This window comes from Paraburkholderia sp. RL18-085-BIA-A, from assembly GCF_046027075.1.
Taxonomy (GTDB): domain Bacteria; phylum Pseudomonadota; class Gammaproteobacteria; order Burkholderiales; family Burkholderiaceae; genus Paraburkholderia.
The window spans coordinates 25,096-39,257 of sequence record NZ_JARESU010000060.1; the positions used below are offsets into that span (position 1 = coordinate 25,096).

12 protein-coding genes and 1 pseudogene are annotated in these 14,162 nt (G+C 61.4%); 8 read left to right on the forward strand and 5 right to left on the reverse strand.

Annotated elements, in window-relative coordinates:
• Positions 1 to 58: 58 nt before the first annotated feature.
• Positions 59 to 997, reverse strand: coding sequence for an SMP-30/gluconolactonase/LRE family protein (locus P0D89_RS30790; RefSeq protein WP_408363411.1), 939 nt, complete (start codon positions 995 to 997; stop codon positions 59 to 61).
• A gap of 236 nt (positions 998 to 1,233) precedes the next feature.
• Between P0D89_RS30790 and P0D89_RS30795 the strand changes: the two genes are divergently transcribed.
• From P0D89_RS30795 to P0D89_RS30810, 4 genes are all read left to right on the forward strand, one after another.
• Positions 1,234 to 2,781 (forward strand): UxaA family hydrolase, encoded by a 1,548-nt coding sequence (locus tag P0D89_RS30795; protein WP_408363409.1) that lies wholly within the window; start codon positions 1,234 to 1,236, stop codon positions 2,779 to 2,781.
• A gap of 100 nt (positions 2,782 to 2,881) precedes the next feature.
• A complete protein-coding gene (locus tag P0D89_RS30800) occupies positions 2,882 to 4,189 on the forward strand; it encodes an MFS transporter (RefSeq protein ID WP_408363407.1) in 1,308 nt (435 codons plus the stop codon).
• A 73-nt stretch (positions 4,190 to 4,262) separates the two neighbouring features.
• Entirely contained in the window at positions 4,263 to 5,555 is a 1,293-nt protein-coding gene (locus P0D89_RS30805) for an MFS transporter (RefSeq protein WP_408363405.1), read from the forward strand.
• A gap of 123 nt (positions 5,556 to 5,678) precedes the next feature.
• Complete coding sequence (locus tag P0D89_RS30810; protein WP_408363403.1) at positions 5,679 to 6,845, forward strand: mandelate racemase/muconate lactonizing enzyme family protein; 1,167 nt, start codon at positions 5,679 to 5,681, stop codon at positions 6,843 to 6,845.
• A 70-nt stretch (positions 6,846 to 6,915) separates the two neighbouring features.
• On the opposite strand, the gene P0D89_RS30815 is transcribed toward P0D89_RS30810, so the two are convergent.
• Complete coding sequence (locus P0D89_RS30815; RefSeq protein ID WP_408363401.1) at positions 6,916 to 7,845, reverse strand: dihydrodipicolinate synthase family protein; 930 nt, start codon at positions 7,843 to 7,845, stop codon at positions 6,916 to 6,918.
• A gap of 41 nt (positions 7,846 to 7,886) precedes the next feature.
• Positions 7,887 to 8,885, reverse strand: coding sequence for a 2-hydroxyacid dehydrogenase (locus P0D89_RS30820; protein WP_408363399.1), 999 nt, complete (start codon positions 8,883 to 8,885; stop codon positions 7,887 to 7,889).
• 144 nt (positions 8,886 to 9,029) lie between these two features.
• On the opposite strand from P0D89_RS30820, the gene P0D89_RS30825 reads away from it, so the two are divergent.
• From P0D89_RS30825 to P0D89_RS30840, 4 genes and pseudogenes are all read left to right on the forward strand, one after another.
• On the forward strand, positions 9,030 to 10,769 hold the full coding sequence (locus P0D89_RS30825; RefSeq protein WP_408363397.1) for an IlvD/Edd family dehydratase: 1,740 nt from the start codon (positions 9,030 to 9,032) through the stop codon (positions 10,767 to 10,769).
• A gap of 51 nt (positions 10,770 to 10,820) precedes the next feature.
• Entirely contained in the window at positions 10,821 to 11,564 is a 744-nt protein-coding gene (locus P0D89_RS30830; protein ID WP_408363395.1) for a GntR family transcriptional regulator, read from the forward strand.
• A gap of 32 nt (positions 11,565 to 11,596) precedes the next feature.
• Positions 11,597 to 12,403 carry an NAD-dependent epimerase/dehydratase family protein gene (locus P0D89_RS30835; protein ID WP_408363393.1) on the forward strand — a complete coding sequence of 269 codons (807 nt, stop codon included), beginning with the start codon at positions 11,597 to 11,599 and terminating at the stop codon, positions 12,401 to 12,403.
• 5 nt (positions 12,404 to 12,408) lie between these two features.
• Positions 12,409 to 12,740, forward strand: a pseudogene (locus P0D89_RS30840) (gamma-glutamyltransferase); the annotation flags it as partial.
• A gap of 192 nt (positions 12,741 to 12,932) precedes the next feature.
• On the opposite strand, the gene P0D89_RS30845 reads toward P0D89_RS30840, so the two are convergent.
• The gene (locus P0D89_RS30845; protein ID WP_408363391.1) at positions 12,933 to 13,148 is read right to left on the reverse strand and encodes a hypothetical protein; all 216 of its coding nucleotides are present in this window, start codon (positions 13,146 to 13,148) and stop codon (positions 12,933 to 12,935) included.
• Positions 13,149 to 13,724: 576 nt separating this feature from the next.
• Positions 13,725 to 14,087, reverse strand: coding sequence for a response regulator (locus P0D89_RS30850; protein ID WP_408363390.1), 363 nt, complete (start codon positions 14,085 to 14,087; stop codon positions 13,725 to 13,727).
• Positions 14,088 to 14,162 lie beyond the last annotated feature (75 nt).

A 14,162-nucleotide genomic window follows, 5' to 3' on the forward strand; every position in this document is an offset into this window, starting at 1 on the left:
GTGAAGTGTCGCCACCGGCGCATGCCGGTGGCCGTGATACGTTTTGCGGCGAACCGGGTTAGCCACCCAGCGCGCCCTGCGTGTTGACGTGCACCGCATAAATGGACTGCGACGACGCCATGAACAGCCGGTTACGCGCGCGTCCGCCAAAACACAAATTCGCGCAGCGCTCGGGCAGGGCAATTCGGCCAATCATCTTTCCTTGTGGCGAAATGACCATGACGCCATCGAGTTCGTCATTGCCCATGCCCCAGCCGCACCACAAATTGCCGTCGATGTCCGCGCGCATTCCGTCGATCGTGCCGGCCCCCGCGTCGTAGAACATCCGGCCTTTACCGATGCCGCGGCCGTCCGCGTCCATTTCATAAACGTGAATCATCCGGTTGGGCACACCACGCGATTCGATGATGTAAAGCAGCTTCTCGTCGGGTGAAAAGCACAGGCCGTTCGGCCCTTTCAAGTCGCGAGTGACGATGGACGCTTCGCCGGTCACGCCATCGATCCGATATACGGAGTGCGGGAGTTCCTGCTCTGCCTTGATTCCTTCGTAGTGCCCGGAAATGCCCATCGGCGGGTCAGTGAACCAGATAGAGCCATCCGACCTCACTACCAGATCATTGGGGGAATTAAGCGGCTTGCCTTCAAAGGAATCGAGAAGGACGGTGATGCTGCCGTCGTATTCGGTGCGTGTGACGCGGCGGCCGTGTTCGCACGTAACGAGCCGCCCCTGCCTGTCGCGGGTGTTGCCGTTCGCGTAGTTGGAAGGTTTGCGGAATACGCTGACCACGCCAGTTTCCTCCTCCCATTTCAGCATCTGGTTGTTGGGAATGTCGCTCCAGAGCAGGTAGCGCCCATCGCCGAACCATACGGGACCTTCGGTCCACCGGTAGCCGGTAGCCAGCCGCTCGACAGCCGAAAAGGCCACGCGGTATTTATCGAAGGAAGGGTCTAGCGAAATCACCCGAGGGTCGGGGTATCGCTCAGCTTGTTGCCACATCTGAATCTCCTGTTCGGGTGCCCGGCATTTCCGCCTATGCGGCGGCACGACCGGTAGTATAAAGGGAAACGAGTAAGCGCTTTCTCTTGAATTAGCAACTGAACTACCATAAGATGCCGGAAATGTTTAAGCTTCGAGCAACGGTGCATCGAATGTAGGGGTAATGTGAGAAAGCGATTACTCAATTCAACCCCTTTTTTGACCGCCCGGCGCAAATTTCTAGAAGGCAATGCCTGATGACTGAGATGACGAGCAAGAACGTAACCGGGCCCGTGATCCGGTTGCATCCCGCTGACAATGTGGTAATCGCGCGCATCGACGTCGCAATCGGCACGCCGGTTCCGGCGGAAGATTTTGTTTGCCGCAGCCAGGTGGCCGCAGGTTATAAGATCGCGGCGACGCCCATCAAAAAAGGCGAGCCGGTTCGCAAATACAACGTGGTGATCGGTTTCGCCGCGACGGATATTGCGCCAGGCACGATGGTCCATAGCCATAACGTCGAGTTCCGCGAGTTCGACCGGGACTACGCATTTGGCGCGGACTACCGGCCCGTCGAGATGGTGCCCGAAGCCGGGCGCGCCACGTTCCAGGGCATCGTGCGAGATAACGGCGAGGTTGCTACGCGCAACTACATCGGCGTGCTGTCGACAGTCAATTGTTCGGCCACGGTCGCGCACAAGATCGCCGAATGGTTCACGCCGGAACGGCTAGCGGACTACCCGAACGTAGACGGCGTGGTCGCATTTACGCACTCGATCGGTTGCGGCATGGAAATGAGCGGTGAGCCGATGGCGCTGCTGCGCCGGACGATGGCGGGTTATGCGCGCCATCCCAATCTCGCTGCGGCGTTGATTGTCGGGTTGGGATGCGAGCGTAACCAGCTGGCGGGACTGATGGATCAGGAAGGTCTGAAGGCTGATTCGCGGCTGCACACGTTCATCATGCAGGAGAGCGGTGGCACCCGCCGGACCATCGAGGCCGGCGTGGCTGCGGTCCGGGCGCTGTTACCCGATGCCAATCGTGTGAAGCGCACGACGGTTCCCGCAAGCCACCTGAAGATCGGTCTGCAATGCGGCGGCTCGGACGGCTTTTCGTCGATCACCGCCAATCCTTCGCTTGGCGCGGCGATGGACTTGCTGGTCCGTCATGGCGGCACGGCCATCCTCTCCGAAACACCCGAAATCTACGGCGTGGAACATACGCTTACGCGGCGTGCGGTCAGCCGCGAAGTCGGCGAAAAGCTGGTTGAGCGGATCCGCTGGTGGAAAGACGAGTATTCGGTCGGCCGGGACGTTCAGATCAACGGCCAGGTCAGCCCTGGCAATCAGGTGGGCGGACTGGCGAACATCTTTGAAAAGTCGATTGGATCGGCGATGAAAGGCGGCACCGGGCCGCTGATGGAGGTCTATCGATACGCTGAACTGGTGAAGCAACCTGGACTCGTATTCATGGACACGCCCGGTTTCGACCCCGTCTCCGCGACGGGTCAGATTGCAGGCGGCGCAAATCTTATTGCCTTCACCACGGGGCGCGGTTCAATGTTCGGCGCGAAGCCCGTGCCATCGCTCAAGCTCGCCACCAACACGCCGATGTACACCCGTCTGACCGAAGACATGGATCTGAACTGCGGCGGGATCCTGGATGGCACAGCGTCGATTCAGAGCACAGGCCAGAAAATCTTCGACGCTATTCTTGCAGCCGCGTCGGGCGAGCGCACAAAAAGCGAAATGCTGGGACTAGGTGATCACGAATTCGTACCGTGGCAGATCGGCATCATGAGTTGAGTCCGCAGTGGCTCAGCGTGTCGCACGGGCGAACGGCCATTTCCACCCATAAGGATAACCGCCGCCCTTAGCCAGTCGAACCAAACAGCGGAGACAGCCCTTGAGTACCCAAACCCCGGCAATACAAATACCTGACAGCGCGGCAAGCAACTCCATCTACACGCGAGTGACCTGGCGCTTCATGCCCTTGCTGTTCGTCTGCTACGTGGTGGCGTATCTGGATCGGGTCAACGTGGGCTTCGCCAAGCTCCAGATGCTCAGCGATCTGAACTTCAGCGAGGCGATGTACGGCTTCGGCGCCGGCATCTTTTTCATCGGCTATTTCTTCTTCGAGGTGCCGAGCAATCTGCTGCTGCACCGGCTCGGCGCACGCCGCTGGATCGCCCGGATCATGGTCACCTGGGCCGTGCTCTCGGCCGCGACCGCTTGGGTCACGACGCCCACGATGTTTTACGTATTGCGTTTCTTCCTGGGCGTGGCGGAAGCGGGCTTTTTCCCGGGGCTGGTGCTGTATCTCACCTACTGGTATCCATCGCACCGGCGCGGCAAGATGATCGCTTTCCTGATGGCGGGCAACCCGGTAGCGGGCATTGTCGGCGGGCCGGTATCGGGCTTCATCATGCAGCGCCTGGCGGGTAACGCGGGGCTTGCCGGCTGGCAGTGGCTGTTCATTCTGGAAGCCGTCCCGGCGCTGTTCCTGGGAGCCGTCATCTTCTGGTTCCTCGACGACCGGGTGAAGGACGCAAAGTGGCTGCCGGTTGAGGACCGCGACTTCATTGCATCGGAAATCGATGCGGAAGCACGCACCAAAAGCCACGGTTCCGTGCGCGAGGTCTTCACGTCGCTCAAAGTCTGGACCTTGTGCACGATACTCTTCGGTATCGTGATGGGCTCTTATGCCGTTGGCTTCTGGCAGCCAACCATCATAAAGAGTTCCGGAATCACGGACGCCTTCACCATCGGCCTGCTCACGGTCGTGCCTTATCTTGCCGCCTTGATTCTCATGATTGTGGTCGGCCGCCACGCGGACCGCACGCGTGAACGCCGCTGGCACGTCGTCTTGCCGCAATGCATGGCAGCTGTGGGCTTCGTGATGTGCGCCTACGCGGGCAACAATACGTATATTGCGTTGCTTGGTCTGACGCTTGCCGCTTCGGGCGTGATTACGGCCTTACCCATGTTCTGGGCCTTGCCCACGTCCTTTCTTGGCGGCACCGGTGCGGCCGCCGGTATTGCCTTGATCAATTCGACGGGCAATCTCGCAGGCTTCGTAAGCCCTGCGCTGGTGGGGTGGCTAAAGACGGTCACGCATTCACTTGATTCGAGCCTGTTCCTGATTGCGGGGTCGCTGATTGTCTCCGCATGTCTCATCTTGACGCAGATGCCCGCCCGGCTTGTCAACAAGTAGTACCTCCATGGCACCCGATAGAAGTGCCAGATAACAAAATTCGGTATCCTCAATTATATGGAATAGAGACAACATGAAGACTGGGAAGTATCGTTACGTTGTCGCCTTGCTGCTGTTTATTGCGGGCGCGATCAATTACATGGACCGCGCGGCACTCGGCGTCGTCGCGCCTGTCCTCAACAAGGAGCTGAGTCTTTCGCCGGCGCAACTCGGCGTGGTGTTCAGCAGTTTCTTCTTCGGCTATTCCATCTTCGCATTCGTCGGCGGGCAACTCGCCGACAAGTACGGACCGCGCAGGGTGTTTTCCTGGGCAATGGGGACGTGGTCCATTCTCTGCGGGTTGACCGCGGCCGCGACTGGATTCGGCACGCTGCTGATCTTCCGGGCGTTGTTCGGCTTCGGCGAAGGTCCGATGAATTCGACGACCAACCGCACCATCACCAACTGGTTTCCCCGGCATGAAACCGCGACCATGGTCGGCTTTACGTTTTCGGGCCAGACGGTAGGCAGCGCGATCGCCGGGCCGGTGGTCGGACTGATTGCCATTGCCTACGGCTGGCGCACGTCGTTTGTGATCATCGCAGCGTTCGGGCTGGCGTGGATCGTCGCCTGGCGTATCTTCGCGACCGACAAGCCGGCGCAAAGCGCGTGGGTCGGCGAGGCCGAACGCGAGATGGTCGAAGCGAGCCGCAACGCGGTACATCCGGCAGAAAGCGGCGACGAAAGCACGCCGCTGCGCAGTTACCTGTTTCGTCCGAGCACGCTAGCGCTCGGCGTCGGCCTCTTCGCGGTGAACTACACGCTGTTCGTGTTCATCTCGTGGATGCCGAGCTATTTCACCAACGCGCTGCATCTGGACATGAAGCACATGAGCATTCTGAGCGCAGTGCCATGGGCATGCGGCGGGATCGGCTACTTCGGCGGGGGCCTTGTCGCCGACGCGTATTTCAAGCGCGCGAGCAACAAACTGCAGGCGCGCAAGGTCTCGGCGATCGTGCCGCTCGCGCTGTCGGGTCTCGCCCTGGTGGGCGTCAGCATGGTCGATTCCGTGACGCCCGCAGTACTGCTTGTCGCGTTCGCCGTGCTGTTCCTGACGGCTTCGTCGCAAGCGTGCTGGGCCATCATGCACGAGCTCGTGCCGGGCAGGCATCTTGGGGGCGTAAGCGGCTTTGTTCACCTGATGAGCAACATTTCGGGCATCGTCGGTCCGACCATGATGGGTTTGGCGGTCCAGTACCTTGGCGGTTACAGCAGCGGCTTCATGCTCGGTGCGGCGGTCGATCTGGTCGGCGTGCTGGCGATGCTGCTGGTCATCGGCCGGCGCGCGGCAGGCGAGACAGTCAAGACGCACACCACCGCCGCATAAGCGGTCGGCCCTGCCACGCAAGCCGTCGGGGCGGCGAAGGCGGAGCCACCCAACCGCGACCGTGCGCGCGGCCGGGCGATTGGTACCGCAGCATCGTTATCTTTTTCGAGTCGATCTACTGCTATGAAACACGTCATCGTCGAACCCGAGCAAGCCGACTATCAGGCACGTGCGCGGATCGTTGCGGTGGAGGCGCGCACCATCCGCGTGCCGCTTGACCGCCACACCGCATTCTCGACCCGTCTCGTCACTGCCCGCGACTACACGGTCGTGCGCGTCAAGACAGCCGATGACCACTACGGCATCGGCTTTTGCTATAGCGGCAACCGCGCCGGCATGCTGGTCACGTATGCCGTGCGCGAATTGTTTGCGCCGCTGTTGCGCGGGCGCTCCGCGCTCGATGTCGAAGGCTCGTGGAGCGCCATGTACGACGAGTCATTGCTGCAAGGGCGTGCCGGCTCGGTCATGCGGGCGCTGTCCATCATCGACATCGCCTTGTGGGATCGCAATGCACGCGCTACGGGCCTGCCGTTGAGCCGCTATCTCGGCGGCACATGTAGCGCCACCGTGCCGGCCTATGCCAGCGGCGGTTACTACCTCGAAGGCAAGACGCCGGAGCATCTCGGCGAGGAGATGGCGGGTTACGTGGCACTGGGGTTTCGCGCCGTGAAGATGAAGGTAGGGCGGCTCGATCCACGCAGCGAGGAAGCGCGGATCAGGGCGGCACGAGAAGCGATCGGCGACGACGTGCTGCTGATGCTCGATGCCAACAACGCCTGGTCCGACGTTCCGACCGCGCTCGAATACATGCGCCGGTACGAGCCATTCAACCCGTACTGGATAGAAGAGCCGTTCAGTCCGGATGACATAGAAAGCCACGCGCAACTGAGTCGGCGCACGCCGGTGACCGTTGCGACCGGTGAGATAGAAGCGGGGCGCTGGCGGCATCAGGCGCTGCTCGACAAGCGCGCGGCCATGATCCTTCAGTCGGACGCGGCGGTATGTGGCGGGATCAGCGAATGGCGACGGATTGCGGCGTCGGCCGCGGCCGTGGGTGTGACGATGTGCCCGCACTGGTTCCACGATCTGCACGTGCATCTGGTGGCGTCGACGCCCAATGCACGCTATGTCGAATTTTTTCCTGACGATCAGGTGCTGAATTTCCGTCGGCTGGTGGATACGCAGCTCTCGTTCGCAGACGGCGAGCTGACCGTGCCGACTCGTCCTGGCCTGGGATTCGACTTCGATGAAGCCGCGCTGAACGAATACGCGCTGGACGATTGGGCGTGAAGCCGAAGCAATGAGTAGCTAGAAAAGACCGCCGGTTGCGCATGCAACCGGCGGGTGTTTCTGCACGGCATCAGGCGGTGACTTCGACCCCCGGCATCGAGAAACCGCTTTCGCGCAGTGCGGTGGCGAGCGCATCGCACTGTGCTGGCGTCAGATCGACGAGAGGAGGACGTACGACGCCCCAGTCAGCGTCGTTCGAATACACGCCGATCGCTGCCTTGAGCGCGGGGATCATCGGGAACCTGGCGAACACCGCTCGCGTGGCATCCAGTGCTGCCTGACGGGCATCGGCGTCGGCCGATTGCCAGTGACGATACAACTGTACGATCGCCGCCGGATTGACGTTTCCGGTTGCCGTAATACAGCCGACGCCCCCCGCACGCATGGTGGCCAGCAGGAAGGTTTCACTGCCGGCGAACACATCGAAGCCATGCGGCTGGAAGCGCTCGAGCATGGCCTGGGTGTTGCTCCAGTCGCCCGAACTGTCTTTCACGCCGGCGATCACGCCCGGGAAAGCAGCTAGCAGCCGCTCGATGAGCGCGAGGCTGAGCGGCACCTGGGACACAGGCGGGATGTGATACAGGTAAATGCGCAGTGCGTCGGAACCCACGCGCTCGATGATCTGCGCATAGCTGCGGAACAAGCCTTCGTCGGTGACGCCCTTGTAGTAGAACGGCGGGAGCATCAGCACATTGTTCACCCCTAGCGAAAGCGCATGGCGTGTCAATTCGACTGAGTCGGTGAGTGCCGAGCAGCCGGTGCCAGGCATCAGGCGATCGACCGGAATGTCTGCGCCAACCAACGTTTCGAGCAGTTTCATTTTCTCGCTGACCGCCAGCGAATTCGCTTCCGAGTTGGTGCCGAAGACAGCGAGTCCGACGTCCTGTTCGATCAGCCACCGGCAATGACGGACATAGCGGTCGTGATCGGGAAGAAGGTCTCTTGTGAACGGCGTGACCACGGGCGAGTAGACGCCGCGGGGCCGGTTGACTGAAGTCATCGCGTGTTCCTTTTGCTTGAAGTGAGAGTGTTTCGCGCCATTCAGCCGGCGATCTGTTGCGCAGACGAGCGGGCGTTGAGCGCTTCAGGATTGACACAGGTCGACGAGAGCTGGCCGTCGAATGCATCGATGAGATTGCGTACCGCGCGCATGGCCATGTTCTCGCGCGTCTGTTGCGTAGCGGAACCGATATGCGGCACCGCTACCACGTTCGGTAACTGGAGCAGCGGCGAGTCCGGCGCCACCGGTTCGCGTTCGAACACATCGAGACCGGCGCCGAGAATGCGGCCATCACGGAGATGTGCGATGAGGGCGGCCTCGTCGACGACCTGTCCGCGAGCACAGTTGATGAGAATGGCCGACGGCTTCATGGCCCCGAGCTCGGCGCTGCCGATCAGGCGCTCCGTGGCGGGCGATAGCGGCACAAGCACGCAGACGAAATCCGCGGTCGCGAGCAGTTCGGGAAGCGGCCGCCATTGTGCGCCGTAGCGCTCCTCTGCTTCGGGGTTGCGGGAGCGGTTGGAATAGATCACGTCCATGCCGAAGCCGAGGGCGGCGCGCTTGGCAACCGCGCTGCCAATGCGCCCAAGCCCGACGATCCCCAGCGTTTTGTGATGCACGTCGACACCGAATTGCGCCTCGCCGACCGTACGCGTCCACTGGCCGCGCCGTGTCCAGTCGGCGAGTTCGGAAATGCGCCGGGCGGTCGCGAGGATCAGACTGAACACGAGGTCGGCTGTGGTTTCGGTGACTTCTTCTGGCGTATTCGTCAGAACGATGCCGCGGCGCGAGAGTTCGGGGACATCGAACGCATCGAAGCCGGCCGAAATGGTGGACGCGACCTGAAGCAAGGGCGCTGCATCGAGGATCTCGGGCGTTATCTTGAGATTGTTGCCGACCATTCCATGAGCCGTGCCCAAGGCGCGCCTGAACGGCGCGAGGTCGCCGGAGGAAACGTCGACCAGCTCGACGGAACAGTGCTCACGAAGTAGCCCCAGCACGGCAGGAGGCAACGAACGATAGGCCACGACATGCTTCATGAAGACCTCAGCGGAATGCTTTTAGAAAGAGTTGATAGGCGGCGTCGACTGCGACAGAAAAGAATCGCTTGCAGAGAGACTATAAGTATCGGTAACATTCCCGTCAAGATTATTGATAATCTCATTGAAGATCCAGGAGCGATAATGAGCGAGAAGAAAAGCGGCTTGCGGCAGGGCCTGACGAACTACGGCGACGAAGGTTTCTCGCTTTTTCTGCGCAAGGCGTTCATCAAGGGCGCGGGCTATACCGACGACGCGCTGTCGCGTCCCATCGTCGCCATCGCGAACACGGGCAGTGCCTACAACCCGTGCCACGGCAACGCGCCGCAATTGATCGAGGCGGTAAAGCGCGGCGTGATGCTGGCTGGCGGCCTGCCTGTCGAATTCCCGACGATTTCGATTGCCGAGAGCTTTTCGCATCCGACCAGCATGTACCTGCGCAACCTGATGTCGATGGACACGGAGGAGATGATCCGGGCCCAGCCAATGGATGCGGTGGTGCTGATCGGTGGCTGCGACAAAACCGTCCCGGCCCAGTTGATGGGTGCGGCGGCGGCGGGCGTTCCGGCCATTCAACTGGTGACGGGCGCCATGCTCACGGGCTCGCATCGCGGTGAACGGGTGGGGGCATGTACGGACTGCCGTCGCTTCTGGGCGAGTTTCCGCGGCGACCAGATCGATGAAGCAGAGATCGAAGCGGTCAACAATCAGCTCGTCGCAACGGTCGGAACCTGTTCGGTGATGGGAACCGCAAGCACGATGGCCTGCATCGCGGAAGCCCTGGGCATCATGTTGCCGGGTGGTGCGTCTGCGCCCGCCGTGACCGCCGATCGCATCCGCATTGCGGAGCGCACCGGCGCGCAGGCCGTGGCGATGATCGGTCAGGACCTGAGTCCGACGAAGATCCTGACGCCCAAGGCGATCGAAAATGCGTTGCGGGTGCTGCTCGCAATCGGCGGCTCGACCAACGGCATCATTCACCTCACGGCAATCGCGGGCCGGCTCGGGATTCGCATCGACCTTGAGCAGCTCGACCGGATGGCGCGTGAAACGCCAGTGCTCGTCGATTTGAAGCCATCTGGGCAGCACTACATGGAAGACCTGCATCGCGCCGGAGGGTTGACCACGGTCATGCGCGAGATCAGAGGGCTGCTGCATCTCGACGCGCTCACTGTGACCGGTCGTACGCTCGGCGAGGAGCTGGATGCCGCCCCGGCGAGCTTCGCGCAAGAAGTAGTCCGCCCGATTGACCGCCCGATCTTTCCGCAAGGCGGGATTGCGGTGCTGCGTGGCAATCTCGCGCCGGGCGGCGCGATCATCAAGCAGTCGGCGGCAAGCGCCAGCCTGATGGAGCACGAAGGGCGGGCTGTCGTCTTCGAGGACGCGGAGGATCTGGCTCGCCGTATCGACGATCCGGAACTGGACGTGGAAGCGCACGACGTTCTCGTGCTCAAGCGGATCGGTCCGGTCGGTGCACCCGGGATGCCGGAAGCGGGCTACATTCCGATTCCGCGCAAGCTCGGCCGCCTCGGTGTGAAGGACATGGTGCGCATTTCGGATGGCCGCATGAGCGGCACGGCGTCCGGCACGGTGGTCCTGCACGTCACGCCCGAAGCGGCTATCGGCGGTCCGCTCGCGATCGTACAAACTGGCGACCGGATTCGCCTGAGCGTGGCCGAGCGGTCTATCGAACTTGCCCTCAGTGACGAGGAAATTGCAGCTCGTCTCGCCGCGTTGCCGGCGCGCCAGGTCGATCCCGAAGAGCGTGGTTACCGCAAGCTCTTCCTGACGACGATCACTCAGGCCGACCAGGGCTGCGACTTTGACTTTCTGCAAGCTAGCCGGATGACCGCGACCGTTCCCGGCAACGGAAACAAGGGTTAAGGTCATATTTTCGTATAGGCTCGCGGCTTAGATCATTTTGCGGACCCTTTTATGAGCAACGCTGCCACGCCCAAACGCTCCGATGCACCCGCAGCGAAGACGGTCGAACGCGACCGCAATATCGACGAGACGCTGCGCAGCGTCTCGGACGAGCTCGAGGAACAGATCGTCCTGGGCGTTCTGCATCCGCGCGAACGGCTCGTGGAAGACGATCTGTGCGAGCGCTTCAACCTGAAACGCCACGTTGCGCGTCAGGTGCTGGTGGAGGTGGAGCGGCGCGGCCTGGTGGAGCGCCGCAAGAACGTGGGCGCGCTGGTCAAGTCGTTTACACCGCGCGAGGTCACTGAACTGTATGCGCTACGCGAACTGCTGGAAGCAGACGCGGCGAGGCGCATTGTTTTCCCGGTCAGTAGCGAGGTGCTCGATGCGTTAACGGCAATTCAGGCAGAGCACGACGAAGCAGCCATCGCAGGCGATCTGCGGCGCGTGTTTCGCGCGAACATGGCCTTTCACCATGCGTTCTTTGCATTGTCGGAAAGCCAGGTTTTAACCGAGGCGATTCGCGAGTATGAACGCCGCACGCATGCCATCCGTTCGGTGTCTATCGTGTTTCCTCAGTATCTGGAGAAGGCGCGCGCCGAGCACCACCAGATGATCGAGGCGCTGCGAACCGGCGACCGGGAATCGTTGATCAAGTTATGCCGGGAGCACCTGGTGCCATCGCGCGATGCGTATCTTGAAGCGCACCATCGCCGCTCGGCCGGCTACGCCGTGCAGAAAGGCGAAACCGATTAACCGTATTTACCTGAATCACAGAGAGGGTATCAATGACTCGAGTACTGATTACCGGCGCGGCCGGTCACATTGGACGTGTGCTGCGCGCCGGTTTCCAGGGCCACTATGCACTGCGCCTCGCCGATATCGCGCCGCAGGCACAGGCGCAGGCAGGCGAGGAAATCGTGACCGCGGACATCACGCGGCTCGAGGATCTGCTGCCGGCTATGGAGGGTGTCGACGTCGTGGTGCATCTCGCCGGCGTTCCTGACGAGGACCGCTGGGAGCGCATTCGCGATATGAACATCGAGGGTTGCTACAACGTGTTCGAAGCGGCGCGGCAAGCGGGCGTCAAGCGCGTGGTGTTCGCGAGTTCAAACCATGCGGTGGGTTTTCATCGTCGCGACCGGATGATCGACAACGCCGTCCAGCCGCGCCCTGATAGCCGCTACGGCATGTCGAAGGTGTTCGGCGAGGCGCTTGGCCGGATGTACGCCGACAAGCATGGCATGTCGGTTGCATGCATCCGGATCGGCTCGTTCCGCCCGGACGACCGGCCGACCGCACCGCGCCACCTCTTCACATGGATCAGCCATCGCGACATGGTGCAGGTGGCGCGCCGCTGTATCGACTATCCGGACCTCCACTTCGCGGTCGTGTATGGCGTGTCCAATAACGCGCGCAATCGCTGGGATAACGCCAACGTGCGCTATCTCGGGTTCGTGCCGGAAGATGACGCCGAACTTTACGCGGCTGAGATCGCGGCAACGGGAAAGGCGGAAGATGCGCGTGAAGCGCTGTTTCATGGCGGCTTCGGCTGTCTTGTCGAATTCGACGGTGATCCGCTCCGGATCGATTGAGTGCGGCGGCCATGAGCTTTGGCGTGATGGGCGGCGACCTGCAGCCGCAAGGGCATCTGCAATCGCTCGTGCGCATGCTCGGCTACGGCCAGCAGCCGCAGGCCGCGTGCGACACGCTGGAAGGTGAATCGCGACTTCACGGTCGGTGTCTAGACGACGCTTGATGAGGACACGGTGCGCGCTCGAGGGCCTCGGCCATACGATCAAGTCGCTCGAGGATCCGTATATCGACGTCGGCTCGGGGCAGTACATCTGGAAGCTCGACCGTAACAACGACGAGCGCGATCATGTTGCGGCGAGCGACACCCGGCGCGACGGACTGGCCGCCGGGTTCTGATCCGGGTAGCCGTACCGCGCAATACGCCTGAGCCTCGCAGGTGGCGCCCCGCCGCTTGCGAGGCTCGGCCTGAACGATGCGAGAGCCTCGTAGTCTGGGGCGTTGAACACCAGGCGGTGCATCAAGACGGCGCCGTTAGGACAGGAACGAATCCGACATGAAAGCCGCTGATCAGATCGGGCCGGGCTCGCACTAGTGGTTCAGACAGAAGCACGCGCTCGCAGCTTCGGCAGGCGACAGACCAGTGTGGAAGTAAGCCTCCAATCGCTGGACGATCGCAACTTCAGGTTCCCAAGGCTCGCGAATGAAGCCCTCGCCGACGGCTTTTTCGTACACGGCGTCTGCCCATGCGCACAGGTCGAGTTCGAGCGAAAAAGGCAGTACTATCTGATTGGACTGGATGAACATGACAACCTCCACAACATCGAAAATGTGCGTGGGCAAATCACGCAGGTGCGGATAACGGCAGCGGATAGTTAAGGCGTTTCCTCGTTTCAACGATTTGGATGCGCTGTGGTCTTAATCGTCGCGACAAGCACTGTCGCCACGACGGCAAGAAAGCCGGACATATAGATAAGCACGATGGTCATCATCGTCTGCTCCTCCCTTCGGATATGCCGCAATTGCGGCGGCCACCACCGGCTGACAGCACGGGCCACGATTGCGCAGAAGGTCCACGGTCCAAGCCGCGAGACACACGGTGAGCATCAATCGTCAAGAAACCGGATTTAGGTTCGCGTATTGATCGAGCGAACTGGTGATGAACAGGACTGACCATGTCAGGCGCATCGCGCTTGCACATTGGCCTTGAAAACAATGTACAGGTCCGAGGCTCACGAATCCATTCTACGAACGATTCGAACGCCAGTGCATGTAGATAGGAATCTCATACTTGCGTATAACTCGCGCAATTGCCGGAGGCGGCGAAATGTATCGCGGCCCGGCATGACGGCAGTCTTCTGACGAACTGGCAACGCGCTATGGTCAATCCAGCGCGAGATTGAGCAGCCGCTCGACAGTGGTGGCATCAACGGGCTTCTCGAGGAAAGGGGGGGCACCCCTGGCCTGGATCTTGGCCTCAAGGGCAGCAGTCGGGAATGCCGTGGTGAAAATGATCGGAATTGCGTAACCGCGGGCCAGCAGGCGGTCGTGCATTTCGATTCCGGATAAGCCCGGCATCCGTATGTCCGAAATCACGCATGACGTTTCGTCGATCGACCCTGACTCCAGAAATGCTTCCGCCGATGCAAACACTCGCGCCTGCCACCCTAGCGAACGAACCAGACTTGCGGTCGCCACCCGGGCACCCTCATCGTCATCGACGATGGAAATGATATGAGAAGACACAAGCGACGGGCCTCGGCACACTAGAAGCGGAGCGTGCCACGGGGATCGTGTGACACGCGACTCAAATCAATCGTA